A 19387-nucleotide genomic window follows, 5' to 3' on the forward strand; every position below is an offset into this window, starting at 1 on the left:
AAAATTCAAACATGCCTCTGATTTTGTCGTGGTGACTACAAAGAAAGGCTCTGAAACCCTTGCTCAGTGTGTATCCCATGCCTCGGAGTACCATTGGTCCAGTTGCCAATAATGTTGATATACGTCCAGATATTCAGTCGGGCATTCGGGCGGATGCAACGAAACTTCCTTTCAGAGATAACTCGCTGGGAGAGATTGTTGCCAGTAATCCCTTCATTCCAAAGAGTGCGGGCGGTACTAATTCAATGATGGACTTTTTGCCGGAGGCTGCTCGTGTGGTAGAGCCTGGCGGGAAAATATTTATTAATGCGAACGCTGCAAATCCTTATGGAAAAATTCCAAGCGCTTCTGCGTTAGAGTCTCTAGGGTTGCGAGTTATACAAGCCGGATCTCTAGATTCCAGATTCTCTGGGCAAACATTTCTTCGTACAGATGGAAGTGTGATTATGAATCTCGATAGCATGAAGACCATCGTTCTGGAGAAATTCAAATGATTGTTTCTGTTGATTTTGATGAGCTTGATATATTTAATTGCACATATGGAGTTTCGAAAGAAATATCAGGCGGTCTTAGGGTTTTTGTTGAGGGTGGGTTGGCGTTTCCATATGGGAATTTATTAAAAGAAAAAAATAGCTTTCGCTTTATTAAGTGTGAAAAAAATAAGTCTGGTCGCGTAGAGCGTATATTTCCCAGGCACTATATTTACGATCCTTCGAGACGAGTTGAGTATGTTGAGTGGGAGTTGAATGACGATCGTATCTTACGTGCTCGTACTGAATCTGGTGAGTGGGCTCAGTATGTCAGCAAGGCCGATAGTGAGTACGCGCTGCATGAATATGTTGGTGGTTGTTGGTTCGTTTTTGAAAATGTTATATTTTCAAAAAGGGTAGTTGGCGAATATACGGCTGATCGAAAAGGCACTACGGGTGAAGAAGTTGTTCAGGAGTTTGGCTCCCGCTCTTGGATTGATGCTCTTTCCAAGGAATATTTCTTAGAGGGAGTTCTCGAGGTTGAACCGGGGCCTGGCTGGATGTCTTGGAGTATATTTGCGAACTCATTCCACATCGAGATCCCTGATGTGTGAGAACACTCGAGGTGCTAGCACGGGGTATTTGGTTGTGAACACCAAACAGCTTTGAGAAGAAAATGAACTAAACAGATCACTGAGGTCAGTGTCATTGATTTTTACAGAGTTGAATCGCTGCGCGAGCGGACATGGTGTTTCATGCCTCGGAGTACTATTGGGCCAGTCGCCAATCAAAATAAATGTTCGGGGAGTTGTGATTCAGACTGCATTCCCGCACTAGTAGGAATGGTTATGGATAGTGGTGGCATACTAATGGGGCGATTTATCGCCCAAGAGTTGAATGGCAGCGTTCGTTCTATTTTGAACGATGCCTTTAATGAGCGCGTTTGCTCAAAGAGCGTTCTGTTCAGGGGGTTTGAGTTTAATTGCTTTGACGTTTCTTTGGATTTTGAAAAAGGGGTCGTCACCTTGCAAGATCTTCTTTCCGTTGGGGAGAGTAGCTTTCTTGATATGCCGATACGTGAATTTATCTCTGCTTGCGGTTTGAATGTTTCTTGTTGATTTGTGTGGCGAGACACCTTCTATCGTTACAGAGAAGCTAAAGCCACAGGCGGTGTCGAGACCTTACTGGAAAAGGATTTTCGTCGCCCAAGTATGAAGAGCCGTGGCTGAGAGAATCGTCGGTGCCTGCGTGTCTGAAAATGTAAGTTTTGAGATAGGGTCGTTAGGAGGTGGAAAGTGATCAAGCCTCGGTCAAGGCTGCAAGCGTTCATTTTGCTATTTGTATATCTAATAGTCGCGTTTTTTTTAGTGGGTGTTGCTTCAAGGTTTTTAGGTTCTTCAATTAATTTTTACAATTTTGGCGTGTGGAGTTTTGGTTGGTCTGATGTTCCTGGCGTGCTTCCCGGTGCGATTGCATATGCAGTTCCGGTTGGGGTTGGTATTTGTGTTTTGTCATATATGAGGGGTGGTCGCGGGCGTTGATTTTTATGACGGCTGATTATGAAATTTTGTGATCTGGATAGTTCAATCGAATTGGCGCGGGCGGGTCTTGCTTGGAGGCTTGATCAAGGGCGAGGATCCAACGTATTCACTTCTGGGCTCGGTTCTGGTCGGGGTAGTGGGTTTCAGAACTGGGCAGGTAGCGTCTAGGTAGCTATATTTCGGGACCTCAGTTGATGTGGGAAATGATTTGTCTGGATCTGTTGCTTCGAGGTCACTGGAGGGAAAGTGGAGCCTTTAGGAGTTGGTGAATGATTAGGCCGAAGTCAAGTTTGCAAGCTTTTCTGTTGCTGTTTTTCTATTGCTTTTTAATGTTTATGCTGGTTAGTGTTAGTGGGGTGATTTTAGGGGCGACAATAAATTTCTTTAAGATGGGCCGTTGGGTGCTTGAATGCTCTGAGATTCTGCGGCTAATTCCTGGGGCTTTAATCTACACAGTGTTTGCTACGGTAGGGATATGGGCGCTGTCTCGGCTAAAGGCATATAAAGAACGTAAGGCTCCCGGAGATAAAGAGTAAAAAAGTTAGAGGTATGTCTCATGCGCGCTTTAGCAAAATCTGCCGAAAGCTCTCTGTAGGCGAATGGGGAGAGTCATCGTGTCTCGGTTAATGTAGAGTTTCCTTGGCAACATCGGCCAAGAATTCAGCAATGACCTAACTCGTATGGGGCCTCAGACTTCCGAAGCTACGGGTGGCAAGATAGGGTCAATAGGAGATAACAAGTAATGAAGCCCAAGTCGAGGTTTCAAGCTTATGTACTACTTTTAATTTATTTGATCATTTTGTTTTTCTTCGGAGGGGTCGGATCAAATTTTTTAGGGGCTATAGCCTTATATTTCAAATATGACACGTGGTTTTTTGGCTGGTCTGATATTTCCGGTGTGTTTCCTGGCTTTCTGGCCTATGCGGTACCTGTCTGGTTTGGGATATGCCTTGCTTCATATTTCAAATGGGGTGGTGGGGAGTAAATGTCGAAATAGTGCCCGAACGAGAGGTGGTGGTTTGGAGTGCGCGACGTATATGGGGTTGTTGGGTGGTGATTTTTTTGAATGGCTGAAAGGAGATATTTCTGGTTTGTTTTCTTTTGAGTGGCTGCGTCACAAATCAACTGCATTTTTCCGCTTATACGGCCGATTCTGAATTGGTTGCAGTAAAAAACAAAAAAATTAATTGATCGATAATCGGAGTTTCCAGCGTTGAGCGCTGCTCTCAGCGTTCTGAGAACAGCAAGTTAGTGTGGCATGCTGCCAACTACAATGGGGGTTTGTATGAAGGTTTTGCCAATGTTCCAGTCACTGACTGGATCGATTTTACCAAGCGAGCTATCGGCTCTGATGATGATGCGAACATAAAAACTCGCGTTGAGATCAATCGCATTTTTGTCAAGACTTGGAATAGTCCGGATTATTATGCGTGCGAAGCCAGTGTCTCGGTCTATGTCGAGGGTGCCAAATATGTTGGAGAGTCTCGTGTGAAGTTAAAAGGCTCAGGCCAGGCGATGGTTGCTCAGGATTTAGCTTATCTGAAGGCTGAAGCATTGCATGTGGTAAGTCTTGCGTTGAAGGCTGCTTACATGGAAGCACTTGGTAGTAGAGAAAAAACGCGCATTAACAATTAGCGTTTGTAAAGTGTAGCGGGTCAGCCACCACGGCAGCAGGTTGACGCCAAGATGATGGCGAATTAATATTGCCGCCGCTATTCCGCCCCTACCACCCTTTCGTAAGCAAGGAAGCCTTTGTGATCAAAACCCTCATCAAAGCCACCGCCGTACTCTCCATTGCGCTGCTTTACGGCTGCGCCTCCACCCCCTCGGCGGACAAGATGCAGGCGGAGGTCGCCAACTACTCGCTGCCCAAGGCTGCAGTAGCCGACAAGGCCCTGGTCTACGTGGTTCGCCCGAGCAATGCCGGGATGATGGTGCGTTTCAACGTCTTCCTCGATAACAAGGAAGCCGAGTCGGAAATGGGCTACAACCGTGGCAATCAATACATCTACTTCTACGTGACCCCGGGTACCCACGTGATCAGCTCCAAGGCCGAGAACTGGGCCGAGATGACCGTGAACGCGAAGGCCGGTGAGGTCATCTACCTCAAGCAGGAAGTCGAAGTCGGCGTGCTGATGGCGCGCAACAGCCTCAAGGTGCTGAGCGACCTTGAAGGCCGCTACATGGTCAAGGATGCATCGCTGGGCACCCTCGCGAAGGAAAGCAAGTAAGCGCTGTCGATCCATGCGCTGATCGGCAAGTACACAAAGGCGACCCTTGGGTCGCCTTTGTTGTGTGCGCTGTCGATGCTTCCTTGCCCCTGTGCGGGCTAACCCGCAACGGGAGCGCCGTCTCAGATCTCGGAAACGAACGTCCCCGTTCCCTCGAGAATATTGCGCAGCGTCAGCGCCACTTCCTCCAGATCGCTTCCGGCCGACGTAAGCAGGATCTCCAACGATTCATCACCCCTGAGTGCATCCCGATCCCCCGGTGAAACCTCGATCAGCAGGCGCTCGGCACTCAAGGTCACTTTCAGCCCGTCCAGCGTCGACGGTTCGTCGTCCAGCGTCAGATCGACGGTGTCTTCGTCCGGATAACGGGTGAGCAGGAACATCTGGCCCTTGTCGCTGTGGCAGCACAGGGTCGCCATGTTGTCTTCCTCGTCATCGCAGGGGGTGGCGAAGAGCAGGGCGGTTTTCAGTTGCATGGGCGGCTCGGTTCAAGGAAATGAAATGCGATTGTGCCAGTCTGGGGCTTGCGCATAAACGCAATGTTACCGCCCTTTGACCGAATATGTCGCAGCGCTGCAAGCCGTGATGACCGCTCAGTCGTTAAGCTGCCCAGTTGATGGACAACCGTAAAGACACAGCCACCGGCAGTCGTCTTTGCAGCTGCCCATCCCTGGAACCTGGACGCGAAGGAAGCGTCCTACGCCCTGGTTTTACCGTCCACCTGCTACGGGTTGGCTATCGTTGATCCGTACATGGCGCACGTACACGACGCTTCACCTATAACAAAGCCCAAGCGGAGTACCACAGATGGCGTTTTTCACCGCAGCCAGCAAAGCCGACTTCCAGCATCAACTGCAGGCGGCCCTGGCGCAGCACATCGGCGAGCAGTCCCTGCCACAAGTGGCGCTGTTCGCCGAACAGTTCTTCGGCATCATCTCTCTGGACGAACTCACCCAGCGTCGGCTGTCCGACCTGGCCGGCTGCACCCTCTCTGCCTGGCGCACCATCGAGCGCTTCGACCCGGCCAACCCGCAGGTGCGGGTCTACAACCCCGACTATGAGCGCCACGGCTGGCAGTCCACGCACACCGTGGTCGAGGTCCTGCATCACGACCTGCCGTTCCTGGTCGACTCGGTGCGCACCGAGCTGAACCGCCGCGGCTACAGCATCCACACCCTGCAGACCACCGTGCTCAGCGCCCGCCGCGGGCCGAAGGGCGAGCTGCTCGAGCTGCTGCCCAAGGGCACCCAGGGTGAAGGCGTCAGCCACGAATCGCTGATGTACCTGGAGATCGACCGCTGCGCCAATGCCGCCGAGCTGACCAGCCTGACCCGCGAGCTGGAGCTGGTACTGGCCGATGTGCGCGTCGTCGTCGCCGACTTCGACCCGATGAAGGCCAAGGTCCGCGACCTGCTGGCGCTGGTGGGCGAAAACGCCTTCGGCCCGGCACAGAACGACAAGGCCGAGGTGCAGAGCTTCCTCACCTGGCTGCTGGACAACCACTTCACCTTCCTCGGCTACGAAGAGTTCGTGGTCGAGTCCGACGCTGCCGGCGGCAGCCTGGTCTACGACGAATCGTCCTTCCTCGGCCTGCCGCGCGTGCTGCGCAGCGGCCTGAGCAACGAAGACCTGCGCATCGAGGACTACGCCGTCGCCTACCTGCGCGAGCCGCGCCTGCTGTCCTTCGCCAAGGCTTCGCAACCGAGCCGCGTGCACCGTCCGGCCTACCCGGACTACGTGTCGATCCGCCAGATCGATGCCGACGGCAAGGTCATCAAGGAATGCCGCTTCATGGGCCTGTACACCTCGACGGTGTATGGCGAAAGCGTGTACACCATCCCGTACATCCGTGGGAAAGTCGCCGAGATCGAGCGCCGCTCGCACTTCGACCCCAAGGCGCACCTGGGCAAGGAACTGACCCAGGTGCTCGAGGTGCTGCCACGCGACGACCTGTTCCAGACCCCGATCGACGAGCTGTTCAACACCGCCATGTCGATCGTGCAGATCCAGGAGCGCAACAAGATCCGCGTGTTCCTGCGCAAGGACCCGTACGGCCGCTTCTGCTACTGCCTGGCCTACGTGCCGCGTGAAATCTACTCCACCGAAGTGCGCCAGAAGATCCAGCAGGTGCTGATGGAGCGCCTCAAGGCCAGCGACTGCGAATTCTGGACCTTCTTCTCCGAGTCGGTGCTGGCCCGCGTGCAGTTGATCCTGCGGGTCGACCCGAAGAACCGCATCGACATCGATCCGCAGCAGCTGGAAAACGAAGTGGTGCAGGCCTGCCGCTCATGGCAGGACGACTTCTCCGCGCTGGTGGTGGAGAACTTCGGCGAAGCCCAGGGCACCAACATCCTCGCCGACTTCCCCAAGGGCTTCCCGGCCGGTTACCGCGAGCGCTTCGCCGCGCACTCGGCGGTGGTCGACATGCAGCACGTGCTGGCATTGTCCGAGGCCAAGCCGCTGGCCATGAGCTTCTACCAGCCGCTCACGCAACTGGGCGAGCGCCAGCTGCACTGCAAGCTGTACCACGCCGACACCCCGCTGGCGCTGTCCGACGTGCTGCCGATCCTGGAGAACCTTGGCCTGCGCGTGCTGGGTGAGTTCCCGTACCGCCTGCGCCACGCCAACGGTCGCGAGTTCTGGATCCATGACTTCGCCTTCACCTACAGCGAAGGCCTGAACCTGGACCTGCAGCAGCTCAACGACACGCTGCAGGATGCCTTCATCCACATCGTCAAGGGCGACGCCGAGAACGACGCCTTCAACCGCCTGGTGCTGACCGCAGGCCTGCCGTGGCGCGACGTGGCGCTGCTGCGTGCCTACGCCCGCTACATGAAGCAGATCCGCCTGGGCTTCGACCTGGGCTACATCGCCAGCACCCTGAACAACCACACCGACATCGCCCGCGAACTGACCCGGTTGTTCAAGACCCGCTTCTACCTGGCGCGCAAGCTCGGCCAGGACGACCTGGACGACAAGCAGCAACGCCTGGAGCAGGCGATCCTCACCGCCCTGGACGACGTCCAGGTGCTCAACGAAGACCGCATCCTGCGTCGCTACCTGGACCTGATCAAGGCCACCCTGCGCACCAACTTCTACCAGCCCGACGCGGCTGGGCAGAACAAGTCGTACTTCAGCTTCAAGTTCAACCCGCGCCTGATCCCCGAGCTGCCCAAGCCGGTACCCAAGTTCGAGATCTTCGTCTACTCGCCGCGGGTCGAGGGTGTGCACCTGCGCTTCGGCAACGTCGCCCGTGGCGGCCTGCGCTGGTCGGACCGCGAGGAAGACTACCGCACCGAAGTGCTGGGCCTGGTCAAGGCGCAGCAGGTGAAGAACTCGGTGATCGTGCCGGTCGGCGCCAAGGGTGGCTTCCTGCCGCGTCGCCTGCCGCTGGGCGGTGGCCGCGACGAGATCGCCGCCGAGGGTATCGCCTGCTACCGCATCTTCATCAGTGGCCTGCTCGACATCACCGACAACCTCAAGGACGGTGGCGTGGTGCCGCCGGCCAACGTGGTCCGTCACGATGACGACGACCCCTACCTAGTAGTGGCAGCGGACAAAGGCACCGCGACCTTCTCCGACATCGCCAACGGCATCGCCAACGACTACGGCTTCTGGCTGGGCGATGCCTTCGCCTCCGGCGGCTCGGCCGGCTACGACCACAAGGGCATGGGCATCACTGCCCGTGGCGCCTGGGTCGGCGTGCAGCGACACTTCCGCGAGCGTGGCATCAATGTCCAGGAAGACCCGATCACCGTGGTCGGTGTCGGCGACATGGCCGGCGACGTGTTCGGCAACGGCCTGCTGATGTCCGACAAGCTGCAACTGGTGGCGGCGTTCAACCACCTGCACATCTTCATCGACCCGAACCCGGACCCGGGCACCAGCTTCGCCGAGCGCAAGCGCCTGTTCGAACTGCCGCGTTCGGCGTGGACCGACTACAACAGCGCGATCATGTCCGAAGGCGGCGGGATCTTCCCGCGCAGTGCCAAGAGCATTGCCATCAGCCCGCAGATGAAGGAACGCTTCGCCATCGAAGCCGACCGCCTGACCCCGACCGAACTGCTGCACGCGCTGCTGCAGGCGCCGGTCGACCTGCTGTGGAACGGTGGTATCGGCACCTACGTCAAGGCCAGCAGCGAAAGCCACGCCGATGTCGGCGACAAGGCCAACGACGCCCTGCGCGTCAACGGCAACGAGCTGCGCTGCAAGGTGGTGGGCGAGGGCGGCAACCTGGGCATGACCCAGCTGGGCCGGGTCGAGTTCGGCCTGCACGGCGGCGCCACCAACACCGACTTCATCGACAACGCCGGTGGCGTGGACTGCTCCGACCACGAGGTCAACATCAAGATCCTGCTCAACGAAGTGGTGCAGGCCGGCGACATGACCGAGAAGCAGCGCAACCAGCTGCTGGGCAGCATGACCGAGGAAGTCTCCTCGCTGGTGCTGGGCAACAACTACAAGCAGACCCAGGCCCTGTCGCTGGCGGCCCGCCGTGCCCGCGAGCGGATCGCCGAGTACAAGCGCCTGATGGCCGACCTGGAGTCGCGTGGCAAGCTGGACCGTGCCATCGAGTTCCTGCCCAGCGAAGAGCAGCTGGCCGAGCGCCTGGCCGCAGGCCAGGGCCTGACCCGCGCCGAGCTGTCGGTACTGATCTCCTACAGCAAGATCGACCTCAAGGAGCAGTTGCTCAAGTCGCTGGTGCCGGACGACGACTACCTGACCCGTGACATGGAGACCGCATTCCCGCCGTCGCTGGTCAGCAAGTTCGCCGAGGCCATGCGCCGTCACCGCCTCAAGCGCGAAATCGTCAGCAACCAGATCGCCAACGACCTGGTCAACAACATGGGCATCACCTTCGTGCAGCGCCTGAAGGAGTCCACCGGCATGAGCCCGGCCAACGTCGCCGGTGCCTACGTGATCGTGCGCGACATCTTCCACCTGCCGCACTGGTTCCGCCAGATCGAGGCCCTGGACTACCAGGTACCGGCCGAGATCCAGCTGACCCTGATGGACGAACTGATGCGCCTGGGCCGTCGCGCGACGCGCTGGTTCCTGCGCAGCCGTCGCAACGAGCAGGATGCCGGTCGCGATACCGCCCACTTCGGGCCGAAGATCGCCCAGCTGGGGCTCAAGCTCGACGAACTGCTGGAAGGCCCGACCCGCGAACGCTGGCAGGTGCGCTACCAGGGCTTCGTCGAAGCCGGGGTGCCGGAGTTGCTGGCACGCATGGTCGCAGGCACCACCCACCTGTACACCCTGTTGCCGATCATCGAGGCCTCGGATGTCACCGGCCATGATCCTGCGCAGGTGGCCAAGGCGTTCTTCGCCGTGGGCAGTTCGCTGGACCTGACCTGGTACCTGCAGGAGATCAGCAACCTGCCGGTGGAGAACAACTGGCAGGCCCTGGCCCGCGAGGCGTTCCGCGACGATATCGACCTGCAGCAGCGCGCGATCACCATTTCCGTGCTGCAGATGGCCGATGCGCCGGACGACATGGACGCCCGTGTGGCCCTGTGGGCCGAGCAGCACCGGGTGATGGTCGAGCGCTGGCGTGCCATGCTCGACGACCTGCGCAATGCCAGCGGCACTGACTATGCGATGTACGCGGTGGCCAACCGCGAGCTGGTCGACCTGGCATTGAGCGGACAGTCGGTGGTGATCCCGTCCTGACCTGTGCGCTGAAATGAAAAAGCCCCGGCAGCGATGCCGGGGCTTTTTTGTTCGTCTTCAGCGGCCCTGTGGAAGCGGCGGTTCGCCGCTGCGACCTGCCCGCGAAAAGGCCACTGCCGATCCTACTTGAACCGCCGCTCCACACCTTTCTCCACGAGGATCTTCGCCGAAATCTCCTCCACCGAGAAATGCGTGGAGTTGATGTTGGGAATGTTCTCGCGACGGAACAGGTTCTCCACCTCGCGCACCTCGAACTCGCACTGGGCAAAGCTCGAGTAGCGGCTGTTGGGCTTGCGTTCGTGGCGAATGGCGGTCAGGCGATCCGGGTCGATGGTCAGGCCGAACAGCTTGTTGTGGTGCTTCTTCAGCACCGCCGGCAACTGCAGGCGCTCCATGTCGTCTTCGGTCAGCGGGTAGTTGGCGGCGCGGATACCGAACTGCATGGCCATGTACAGGCAGGTCGGGGTCTTGCCGCAGCGCGACACGCCCACCAGGATCAGGTCGGCCTTGTCGTAGTAATGGGTGCGGGCGCCGTCGTCGTTGTCCAGGGCGAAGTTGACCGCCTCGATGCGCTCCATGTAGTTGGAGTTGCCGCCGATGGAGTGGGACTTGCCCACGGAATACGACGAATGGGCAGTCAATTCCTGCTCGAGCGGGGATAAAAACGTCGAAAAGATGTCGATCATGAAGCCATTGGACGTGGCCATGACTTCCCGGATGTCCTGGTTGACGATGGTGTCGAAGATAATCGGGCGTACGCCGTCGCGCTCGGCTGCGGCATTGATTTGCTGGACCATGGCGCGAGCCTTGTCGAGCGTGTCGATGTAGGGCCGGGTGAATTTGGCGAACGGGATGCTTTCGAACTGCGCCAGCAGGCTTTGGCCCAGTGTTTCGGCCGTGATGCCGGTACCGTCGGAGATGAAGAACGCGGATCGTTTCATTTGCACCTGAGGCCTTAAGCTGCCGAATGTTTCTGGATATGATAGGTTCGGTTTGCCGAACGCGGTCGTTCGGCATTCTCACTTATTTTCCAGGTCCAGGCCACAAGCGTCCCGGCCCAGCCGCAGAGTCGACAGGCGGGCGCCCTTGAGCTTTTCCAATACAGTTAGTGGAGAGATCACCTTGGTAGAGTACGTAGTTTCCCTCGATAAGCTCGGCGTCCATGATGTGGAGCATGTGGGGGGCAAGAACGCATCCCTGGGCGAGATGATCAGTAATCTTGCCGGTGCCGGCGTATCGGTGCCGGGCGGCTTTGCCACTACGGCTCAGGCGTATCGCGACTTTCTCGAACAAAGTGGCCTGAACGACCGCATCCATGCCGCGCTCGACGCGCTGGATGTCGACGATGTCAACGCCTTGGCCAAGACCGGCGCGCAGATCCGCCAGTGGGTGATGGAGGCCGATTTCCCGGCACGCCTGGACGCCGAAATCCGCAGCGCCTTCGCCGAAATGGCTGCCGGCAATGACAACATGGCCGTGGCCGTACGTTCCTCGGCCACCGCCGAAGACCTGCCGGACGCCTCGTTCGCCGGCCAGCAGGAAACCTTCCTCAACATCCGTGGCGTCGACAACGTGATCCGCGCGGCCAAGGAAGTCTTCGCCTCGCTGTTCAACGACCGCGCCATTTCCTACCGCGTACACCAGGGCTTCGACCACAAGCTGGTCGCCCTGTCGGCCGGCGTGCAGCGCATGGTCCGCTCGGAAACCGGCACCGCCGGCGTCATGTTCACCCTCGACACCGAGTCGGGCTTCCGCGACGTGGTGTTCATCACCGGCGCCTACGGCCTGGGCGAAACCGTGGTGCAGGGTGCGGTCAACCCTGACGAATTCTACGTGCACAAGAACACCCTGCAGGCCGGCCGCCCGGCCATCCTGCGCCGCAACCTGGGCAGCAAGGCGATCAAGATGGTCTATGGCGAGGAAGCCAAGGCCGGTCGTTCGGTCAAGACCGTCGAGGTCGACCGTGCCGAGCGTGCGCGCTTCTGCCTGAGCGACGCCGAGGTCAACGAACTTGCCAAGCAGGCGATGATCATCGAGCAGCACTACCAGCGCCCGATGGACATCGAATGGGCCAAGGACGGTGACGACGGCAAGCTGTACATCGTCCAGGCTCGCCCAGAGACCGTGAAGAGCCGCGCCAGCGCCAATGTCATGGAGCGCTACCTGCTTAAAGAGAAGGGCACCGTGCTGGTCGAAGGCCGCGCCATCGGCCAGCGCATCGGCGCCGGCAAGGTCCGCGTGATCAACGATGTGTCCGAGATGGACAAGGTGCAGCCGGGCGACGTGCTGGTCTCCGACATGACCGACCCGGACTGGGAGCCGGTCATGAAGCGCGCCAGCGCCATCGTCACCAACCGTGGCGGGCGCACCTGCCATGCGGCGATCATCGCCCGTGAGCTGGGTATCCCGGCCGTGGTCGGTTGCGGTAACGCGACGCAAGTGCTCAAGGACGGCCAGGGCGTGACCGTGTCCTGCGCCGAAGGCGACACCGGCTTCATCTTCGAAGGCGAGCTGGGCTTCGACGTCAAGCAGAACTCCGTCGATGCCATGCCGGAGCTGCCGTTCAAGATCATGATGAACGTCGGCAACCCGGACCGCGCCTTCGACTTCGCCCAGCTGCCCAACGAAGGCGTGGGCCTGGCGCGTCTGGAGTTCATCATCAATCGCATGATCGGCGTGCACCCCAAGGCGCTGCTCAACTACGCAGGCCTGCCGCCGGAGCTCAAGGACAGCGTCGACAAGCGCATCGCCGGCTACAGCGACCCGGTCGGCTTCTATGTCGAGAAACTGGTCGAGGGCATCAGCACCCTGGCTGCGGCCTTCTACCCGAAAAAGGTGATCGTGCGCCTGTCGGACTTCAAGTCCAACGAATACGCCAACCTGATCGGCGGCAAGCTCTACGAGCCGGAAGAAGAAAACCCGATGCTGGGCTTCCGCGGTGCTTCGCGCTACATCAGCGAGTCGTTCCGTGACTGCTTCGAGCTCGAGTGTCGTGCCCTCAAGCGCGTGCGCAACGAGATGGGCCTGACCAACGTCGAGATCATGGTGCCGTTCGTGCGCACCCTGGGCGAAGCCAGCCAGGTCGTCGACCTGCTCGCCGAGAATGGCCTGGCCCGTGGCGACAACGGCCTGCGCGTGATCATGATGTGCGAACTGCCGTCCAACGCCATCCTCGCCGAAGAGTTCCTCGAGTACTTCGACGGTTTCTCGATCGGCTCCAACGACCTGACCCAGCTGACCCTGGGCCTGGACCGCGACTCGGGGATCATTGCCCACCTGTTCGACGAGCGCAATCCGGCGGTCAAGAAGCTGCTGGCCAACGCCATCGCCGCGTGCAACAAGGCCGGCAAGTACATCGGCATCTGCGGCCAGGGCCCATCGGACCACCCGGACCTCGCCAAGTGGCTGATGGAGCAGGGCATCGAGAGCGTGTCGCTGAACCCAGACTCGGTGCTCGAGACCTGGTTCTTCCTGGCCGAAGGTCAGGGCGCCGCCTGATGTAACCCGCGCGGGGCGCGTCCTGACGCGCTCCGTGCCTCTACCTTTTCGCGGGCAAACCCGCTGCCACCGAACCCTGTGGCAGCGGGTTTGCCCGTGAATGCGCTGAAGCCCGAATTCAGCGTGGCAGTTCCCATCCTGTTTCCCCTTTTCATTCTGTGAATCCATGCAAAGCAGCAGCACCCTTTTCCCCGTGGCCCTGCTCAGTGCCGAGCGCCGCGGCGACCTCTGCGAAGATGTCTACCGCATCAAGGCCGGCAACAGCCCCGACGCCAGTGTCGAACTGGCCCTGACCCGTCTCGGCCTGGCCGATCAGCCCTCCACTGCGGGCGTGCCGGTAATCCTCCTGCATGGCACTTTCTCCAACCGCCGTTTCTGGTATTCGCCCAAGGGCATCGGCCTGGGCGCGTTCCTGGCGCGTGCCGGTTTCGACGTGTGGATCCCGGAAATGCGCGGGCATGGCCTGTCGCCGCGCAACCGCCAGTGGCGGCAGAACAGCGTGGCCGACTACGCGCGTTTCGACCTGCCGGTGATCGGCGCCTTCGTCCATGAAATGGCCGGGCAGGCGCCGCACTGGGTCGGCCATTCGCTGGGCGGCACCACGCTGGCGGCGGCGCTCGGCGGCGGCTACCTGGACAGTGCCGACGTGGCCAGCGTGGCCTTGTTCGGTACCCAGGTCAGCCGTGTCTACTGGCCGCTGAAAGTGCCGCCGGTGGCCTGGGGCGCCCGCTTGCTGGTCAAGCGCTTCGCCCAGCTCTCCGGCCCGCGGCTCAAGCGTGGGCCGGAAGACGAGCCGATCGGACTGGCGCTGGAAAGCCTGCGCTGGCACGGGCTGTTCGGCCGCTTCGGGGTCAAGGACCGCGATTGGTGGGCAGGCCTGGCGCAGGTCGAGGTGCCGCTGCTGGCAGTGGCTGGCGCGGCGGATTTCCAGGATCCGGTATGGGCCTGTCGCAAACTGTTCGAGCAGTGGGGCGATGGGCGCAAGCAGTTCCTGCGCCTGGGCCGTGAAGAAGGCTTCGAAGCCTTCGGCCATGTCGACATGCTGGTCAGCAAGGCGGCGCAGGCGCAGGTGTGGCCGCTGGTGGCGCGCTGGTTGAGCGATACCCAGGCGCCCGTCCATGAAGGTTGAGTGAGCGAACCCTTCGCGGGCAAGCCCGCTCCCACATGCTGTCAGAGGCCAACTGCCTGGAGGCTGTCCTGGGTTGTGGGAGGCTGTGGGTGCGGGCTTGCCCGCGAATGCCACACCACCGAACTCGCGGATGACTGCAACGGCCTCCAGGGTGTAGCCTTGCCCGATACCCGCTTTCGTTGTGACTGACAGGAGCTTGCCATGCAGCATTACGTAACGCCCGACCTGTGCGACGCCTACCCGGACCTGGTCCAGGTGCTGGAGCCGATGTTCAGCAACTTTGGCGGCCGCGACTCCTTCGGTGGCCAGATCGTCACCATCAAGTGCTTCGAGGATAATTCGCGGGTCAAGGAGCAGGTCGAGCTCGACGGCAAGGGCAAGGTCCTTGTGGTCGACGGCGGCGGCTCCCTGCGCTGTGCGCTGCTCGGCGACATGCTCGCGGAAAAAGCCGCGAAGAACGGCTGGGAAGGCCTGGTGATCTACGGCTGCGTGCGCGACGTGGATGTGCTGGTGCAGACCGATGTCGGCGTGCAGGCCCTGGCCAGCCACCCGATGAAGACCGACAAGCGCGGTATCGGCGACCTCGACGTGGTCGTCAGCTTCGCCGGCGTCACCTTCCGGCCCGGCGAGTACGTCTATGCCGACAACAATGGCGTGATCGTCTCGCCCAGCCCGCTGAAGATGCCGGAGTGATGCGCTTCGCGCACTGATGGAGCTTTGATGTTCGAGGAAGATAACGCGCAGTGGGGGCTGGTCCATGCCCTGGTGCTCGACGGCAAGGGCGGTGCCCGGGCAATCGCCCGCACCGAGCTGGACACCCTGCAGTTGCAGGCCCAGGAAAGCCTTTGGCTGCACTGGGACCGTAGTCATCCGCAAACCCGCACCTGGCTGCTGCACGACAGTGGCCTGAGCGAGTTCGCCTGCGACCTGCTGCTCGAGGAAAACACCCGTCCGCGCCTGCTGCCGCTGGCCGACGAGCAACTGCTGCTGTTCCTGCGCGGGGTCAATCTCAACCCTGGGGCGGAGCCGGAAGACATGGTCTCGGTGCGCATCTTCGCCGAGGCCCGTCGCGTCATCTCGCTGCGCCTGCGGCCACTGCGCGCCAGTGACGAGGTGCTGCAGCAACTCGACGAGGGCAGGGGACCGAAATCGGCCTCCGAACTGCTGCTGCTGATGGGCGAGCTGCTGACCGAGAAGGTCCAGGCGCTGGTCAGCGACCTGTCCGAGGCGGTCGATCTCGAAGAAGAGAAGGTGGAATCCGACGAACGGTATAGCCCGGCCCAGGGCAGCCTGCAGCAGATCCGCCGCCGTGCCGCCGGCCTGCGTCGCTTCCTCGCCCCGCAGCGGGACATCTACGCCCAGCTTTCACGCAGCAAGTGGAGCTGGTTCGCCAATGCCGATGCCGATTACTGGAACGAGCTGAACAACAGCCTGATCCGCTACCTCGAAGAGCTGGAACTGGCCCGCGAGCGCGCAGCGCTGGTGCTCGAGGGCGAGGATCGGCGGCGCAGCGAGCGGATGAACCGGACCATGTACCGCTTCGGCATCATCACCTGCATCTTCCTGCCGATGAGTTTCATCACCGGCCTGCTGGGCATCAACGTCGGCGGTATTCCGGGGGCCGAGAACCCCTACGGATTCCTCTTCGCCTGCCTGGTGGTGCTGGCCCTGGCGGCAGGGCAGTGGTGGATGTTCAGGCGCCTGCGCTGGGTATGAGTGGCGACAGGATGGCTTTTACAACTCATTTTGAAACATTCGTCCCACATGCCTGTGTGACCCGTCGGCCAGAGCCCTCGTCTTTGACAGACATCACGCGAGGTGCCCATGCACGATCCGTTTGAAGAATCCTTGCGCGACCTGCTCAAGGCATCGCCCTCCGGCCACGACCGCGACGACGATGCCTGCCTGGGCCGCGTGCTGAAAACCGCCAACCGCCAGGTCGGCGCGGGTGATCTGTTCAGCTTGCTTGGCCGCTGGAGCCAGGCGCTGCTGATCGCCGTCAACAATGGCTCGGCGCATGTCGCGCCGGTGCGCCGTACCCCTGCCGCTGGCAGACAGAAAGCTGATAAGGCCGATTGAATATGGAACTCGATCTCTGGACCCAGAGCCTGGTCACCGCCATGACTGCCCTTTGGACCAAGGTGGCGAACTTCATCCCCAACCTGTTCGGCGCGCTGGTCGTGGTGCTGCTCGGTTTCGTGGTAGCCAAGCTGCTCGACACATTGCTGTCCAAACTGCTGGCCAAATTCGGCCTCGACCGCCTGATGAGCGGCACCGGCCTGACGAAGATGCTCGGCCGGGTCGGCATCCAGGTACCGATCTCGACGCTGATCGGCAAGATCGTCTACTGGTTCATCCTGCTGATCTTCCTGGTTTCCGCTGCCGAGTCGCTAGGGCTGGAGCGGGTGTCGGCGACCCTCGACATGCTCGCCCTGTACTTGCCCAAGGTATTCGGTGCGGCCCTGGTGCTGCTGGCTGGCGTGCTGCTGGCGCAACTGGTCAACGGCCTGGTGCGCGGTGCCGCCGAAGGTATCGGCCTGGAGTATGCCGCAGGCGTCGGGCGCATCGCCCAGGGCCTGGTGATCATCATCGCGATCTCCGTGGCGATCAGCCAGTTGGAGGTCAAGACCGACCTGCTCAACCACGTGATCGTCATCGGTCTGATTACCGTTGGTCTGGCCGTTGCCCTGGCAATGGGCCTGGGCAGCCGGGAAATCGCCGGGCAGATTCTGGCCGGTATCTACGTGCGCGAGCTGTACCAGGTTGGCCAGCAGGTGCGAATTGGCGAGGTCGAAGGGCATATCGAAGAGATCGGCACGGTCAAGACGACGCTGCTTACCGATGATGGCGAATTAGTGTCGCTGTCCAATCGGGTGCTGCTCGAGCAGCGCGTCAATAGCCGCTAACCGCACAAAAGCTGTTAATGTATGCCGCCGCAAAAATCGGCCCGAGCGGCCGAGCGGCGACATTGACCTGACTGTCGGCCAGATCCGTTTTGAATAAAGTCCATTCGCCGCCCATGCGTTACGACCCCCGCGAGCTCACCGACGAGGAGTTGGTGGCGCGTTCGCATGAGGAGCTGTTTCATGTTACCCGCGCCTATGAGGAACTCATGCGGCGCTACCAGCGGACCCTGTTCAACGTCTGTGCACGTTATCTGGGGAACGATCGGGATGCTGACGATGTCTGTCAGGAGGTCATGCTGAAAGTGTTGTACGGCCTGAAGAACTTCGAGGGCAAATCGAAGTTCAAGACCTGGCTCTACAGCATCACCTACAACGAATGCATCACCCAGTACCGCAAGGAGCGACGCAAGAGAAGGCTGATGGATGCCCTGAGCCTGGACCCCGTCGAAGAGGCGTCCGAGGACAAGGCACCGAAGCCCGAAGAAAAAGGCGGGCTGGACAAATGGCTGGTGTATGTGAACCCGATCGACCGGGAAATTCTGGTGCTACGTTTTGTCGCAGAGCTGGAGTTTCAGGAGATCGCCGACATCATGCACATGGGCCTGAGCGCTACGAAAATGCGTTACAAGCGTGCGCTCGACAAGCTTCGTGAGAAATTTGCTGATTCGACTGAAACTTAGTCCTACGCAAATCGCTCAAACGAATCGGCAAGGTCTGCTAGACTTGCCGTCGAGTTGTCCCCCGGATTTTGGTGGGACTGCTTAACTATCACCAGATGGGGATTTAACGGATGAAATTGAAAAACACCTTGGGCTTGGCCATTGGTTCGCTCGTAGCCGCCACCTCGATTGGCGCTATGGCACAAGGCCAAGGCGCCGTCGAAACCGAGATCTTCTACAAGAAGGAGTTCTTCGACAGCCAGCGCGACTTCAAGAACGACGGCAACCTGTTCGGCGGCTCGATCGGTTACTTCCTGACCGACGACGTTGAACTGCGTCTGGGCTACGACGAAGTTCACAATGCTCGTGGCGACGACGGCAAGAACATCAAGGGCTCGAACACCGCCCTGGATGCCGTTTACCACTTCAACAACCCGTACGACGCCATCCGTCCGTACGTATCGGCTGGTTTCTCCCACCAGTCGCTGGGCCAGACCGGCCGTGGCGGTCGTGACCAGTCCACCTTCGCCAACCTGGGCGCTGGTGCCAAGTGGTACATCACCGACATGTTCTACGCCCGTGCCGGCGTTGAAGCCCAGTACAACATCGACAAAGGTGACACCGAGTGGGCACCGAGCGTCGGCGTTGGCCTGAACTTCGGCGGTAGCCCGAAGCAGTCCGCTGCTCCTGCTCCTGCTCCAGTTGCTGAAGTCTGCACCGACAGCGACAACGACGGCGTCTGCGACAACGTCGACAAGTGCCCTGACACCCCGGCCAACGTCACCGTTGACGCCGACGGCTGCCCGGCTGCCGCTGAAAACGTCCGCGTTGAGCTGGACGTGAAGTTCGACTTCGACAAGTCGGTCGTCAAGCCTAACAGCTACGGCGACATCAAGAACCTGGCTGACTTCATGAAGCAGTACCCACAAACCACCACCGTGGTTGAAGGTCACACTGACTCCGTAGGTCCAGACGCTTACAACCAGAAGCTGTCCGAGCGTCGTGCCAATGCTGTCAAGCAGGTTCTGACCCAGCAGTACGGCATCGAATCCAACCGTGTTGACTCGGTTGGCTACGGTGAGACCCGTCCAGTTGCTGACAACGCCACCGAAGCTGGTCGCGCTGTCAACCGTCGCGTTGAAGCTCAGGTAGAAGCCCAGGCCAAGTAATTGGTTTGACGCTTCATGAAAAACCCGGCCTCGGCCGGGTTTTTCTTTGCCTGGGATTTGGGTGTGGCGCACGGGCCTGCATCTGTGGGAGCGGGCTTGCCCGCGAAGAGG

The 19387-nt window shown here is 59.8% G+C and carries 16 protein-coding genes; 14 read left to right on the plus strand and 2 right to left on the minus strand.

What is annotated here, in order from left to right; translation table 11 throughout:
• Positions 1 to 77: 77 nt before the first annotated feature.
• From AC1TXO_RS09045 to AC1TXO_RS09065, 5 genes are all read left to right on the plus strand, one after another.
• Positions 78 to 494, plus strand: a complete 417-nt coding sequence (locus AC1TXO_RS09045) for a methyltransferase domain-containing protein (protein ID WP_486405987.1) — start codon at positions 78 to 80, stop codon at positions 492 to 494.
• A complete protein-coding gene (locus tag AC1TXO_RS09050; protein WP_486405988.1) occupies positions 491 to 1084 on the plus strand; it encodes a hypothetical protein in 594 nt (197 codons plus the stop codon). The genes AC1TXO_RS09045 and AC1TXO_RS09050 overlap by 4 nt, the downstream gene beginning before the upstream one ends.
• Before the next feature lie 234 nt (positions 1085 to 1318).
• Complete coding sequence (locus AC1TXO_RS09055; protein WP_486405989.1) at positions 1319 to 1588, plus strand: hypothetical protein; 270 nt, start codon at positions 1319 to 1321, stop codon at positions 1586 to 1588.
• Between the two features lie 1674 nt (positions 1589 to 3262).
• Positions 3263 to 3646, plus strand: a complete 384-nt coding sequence (locus AC1TXO_RS09060; RefSeq protein ID WP_486405990.1) for a hypothetical protein — start codon at positions 3263 to 3265, stop codon at positions 3644 to 3646.
• A gap of 203 nt (positions 3647 to 3849) precedes the next feature.
• A complete protein-coding gene (locus AC1TXO_RS09065) occupies positions 3850 to 4242 on the plus strand; it encodes a DUF2846 domain-containing protein (protein ID WP_486406818.1) in 393 nt (130 codons plus the stop codon).
• A 122-nt stretch (positions 4243 to 4364) separates the two neighbouring features.
• Here AC1TXO_RS09065 and AC1TXO_RS09070 read toward each other — a convergent pair whose 3' ends face one another.
• Entirely contained in the window at positions 4365 to 4718 is a 354-nt protein-coding gene (locus tag AC1TXO_RS09070) for a hypothetical protein (protein ID WP_063543983.1), read from the minus strand.
• A 331-nt stretch (positions 4719 to 5049) separates the two neighbouring features.
• Here AC1TXO_RS09070 and AC1TXO_RS09075 point away from each other — a divergent pair, with 331 nt between their 5' ends.
• A complete protein-coding gene (locus tag AC1TXO_RS09075; protein WP_486405991.1) occupies positions 5050 to 9915 on the plus strand; it encodes an NAD-glutamate dehydrogenase in 4866 nt (1621 codons plus the stop codon).
• A 122-nt stretch (positions 9916 to 10037) separates the two neighbouring features.
• On the opposite strand, the gene ppsR is transcribed toward AC1TXO_RS09075, so the two are convergent.
• Positions 10038 to 10856 (minus strand): posphoenolpyruvate synthetase regulatory kinase/phosphorylase PpsR, encoded by an 819-nt coding sequence (gene ppsR, locus AC1TXO_RS09080; RefSeq protein WP_054892475.1) that lies wholly within the window; start codon positions 10854 to 10856, stop codon positions 10038 to 10040.
• A gap of 181 nt (positions 10857 to 11037) precedes the next feature.
• Between ppsR and ppsA the strand changes: the two genes are divergently transcribed.
• From ppsA to AC1TXO_RS09120, 8 genes are all read left to right on the plus strand, one after another.
• Positions 11038 to 13413 (plus strand): phosphoenolpyruvate synthase, encoded by a 2376-nt coding sequence (ppsA, locus tag AC1TXO_RS09085; RefSeq protein ID WP_486405992.1) that lies wholly within the window; start codon positions 11038 to 11040, stop codon positions 13411 to 13413.
• A 166-nt stretch (positions 13414 to 13579) separates the two neighbouring features.
• The gene (locus tag AC1TXO_RS09090; RefSeq protein ID WP_486405993.1) at positions 13580 to 14542 is read left to right on the plus strand and encodes an alpha/beta fold hydrolase; all 963 of its coding nucleotides are present in this window, start codon (positions 13580 to 13582) and stop codon (positions 14540 to 14542) included.
• Between the two features lie 201 nt (positions 14543 to 14743).
• The gene (rraA, locus tag AC1TXO_RS09095) at positions 14744 to 15235 is read left to right on the plus strand and encodes a ribonuclease E activity regulator RraA (protein ID WP_486405994.1); all 492 of its coding nucleotides are present in this window, start codon (positions 14744 to 14746) and stop codon (positions 15233 to 15235) included.
• A gap of 27 nt (positions 15236 to 15262) precedes the next feature.
• Entirely contained in the window at positions 15263 to 16258 is a 996-nt protein-coding gene (locus AC1TXO_RS09100; RefSeq protein WP_486405995.1) for a zinc transporter ZntB, read from the plus strand.
• A gap of 108 nt (positions 16259 to 16366) precedes the next feature.
• Positions 16367 to 16621 carry a hypothetical protein gene (locus AC1TXO_RS09105; RefSeq protein WP_054892470.1) on the plus strand — a complete coding sequence of 85 codons (255 nt, stop codon included), beginning with the start codon at positions 16367 to 16369 and terminating at the stop codon, positions 16619 to 16621.
• A 2-nt stretch (positions 16622 to 16623) separates the two neighbouring features.
• Complete coding sequence (locus AC1TXO_RS09110; RefSeq protein ID WP_054892469.1) at positions 16624 to 17448, plus strand: mechanosensitive ion channel family protein; 825 nt, start codon at positions 16624 to 16626, stop codon at positions 17446 to 17448.
• A gap of 113 nt (positions 17449 to 17561) precedes the next feature.
• Entirely contained in the window at positions 17562 to 18128 is a 567-nt protein-coding gene (gene sigX / locus AC1TXO_RS09115) for an RNA polymerase sigma factor SigX (RefSeq protein ID WP_486405996.1), read from the plus strand.
• Between the two features lie 110 nt (positions 18129 to 18238).
• Positions 18239 to 19276 carry an OmpA family protein gene (locus AC1TXO_RS09120; protein ID WP_486405997.1) on the plus strand — a complete coding sequence of 346 codons (1038 nt, stop codon included), beginning with the start codon at positions 18239 to 18241 and terminating at the stop codon, positions 19274 to 19276.
• The last annotated feature ends 111 nt before the right edge of the window (positions 19277 to 19387 follow it).

The organism is Pseudomonas sp. FA117, from assembly GCF_057370475.1.

What these genes read in the sequence shown, in the direction of transcription:
- AC1TXO_RS09050 (WP_486405988.1), top strand. Translation starts at nt 491, where the DNA reads ATGATTGTTTCTGTTGATTTTGATGAGCTTGATATATTTAATTGCACA.
- AC1TXO_RS09055 (WP_486405989.1), top strand. Translation starts at nt 1,319, where the DNA reads ATGGATAGTGGTGGCATACTAATGGGGCGATTTATCGCCCAAGAGTTG.
- AC1TXO_RS09100 (WP_486405995.1), top strand. Translation starts at nt 15,263, where the DNA reads ATGTTCGAGGAAGATAACGCGCAGTGGGGGCTGGTCCATGCCCTGGTG.
- AC1TXO_RS09075 (WP_486405991.1), top strand. Translation starts at nt 5,050, where the DNA reads ATGGCGTTTTTCACCGCAGCCAGCAAAGCCGACTTCCAGCATCAACTG.
- ppsR (WP_054892475.1), bottom strand. Translation starts at nt 10,856, where the DNA reads ATGAAACGATCCGCGTTCTTCATCTCCGACGGTACCGGCATCACGGCC.
- AC1TXO_RS09045 (WP_486405987.1), top strand. Translation starts at nt 78, where the DNA reads ATGCCTCGGAGTACCATTGGTCCAGTTGCCAATAATGTTGATATACGT.
- AC1TXO_RS09065 (WP_486406818.1), top strand. Translation starts at nt 3,850, where the DNA reads ATGCAGGCGGAGGTCGCCAACTACTCGCTGCCCAAGGCTGCAGTAGCC.
- sigX (WP_486405996.1), top strand. Translation starts at nt 17,562, where the DNA reads ATGCGTTACGACCCCCGCGAGCTCACCGACGAGGAGTTGGTGGCGCGT.
- AC1TXO_RS09110 (WP_054892469.1), top strand. Translation starts at nt 16,624, where the DNA reads ATGGAACTCGATCTCTGGACCCAGAGCCTGGTCACCGCCATGACTGCC.
- AC1TXO_RS09070 (WP_063543983.1), bottom strand. Translation starts at nt 4,718, where the DNA reads ATGCAACTGAAAACCGCCCTGCTCTTCGCCACCCCCTGCGATGACGAG.
- AC1TXO_RS09120 (WP_486405997.1), top strand. Translation starts at nt 18,239, where the DNA reads ATGAAATTGAAAAACACCTTGGGCTTGGCCATTGGTTCGCTCGTAGCC.
- rraA (WP_486405994.1), top strand. Translation starts at nt 14,744, where the DNA reads ATGCAGCATTACGTAACGCCCGACCTGTGCGACGCCTACCCGGACCTG.
- AC1TXO_RS09105 (WP_054892470.1), top strand. Translation starts at nt 16,367, where the DNA reads ATGCACGATCCGTTTGAAGAATCCTTGCGCGACCTGCTCAAGGCATCG.
- AC1TXO_RS09090 (WP_486405993.1), top strand. Translation starts at nt 13,580, where the DNA reads ATGCAAAGCAGCAGCACCCTTTTCCCCGTGGCCCTGCTCAGTGCCGAG.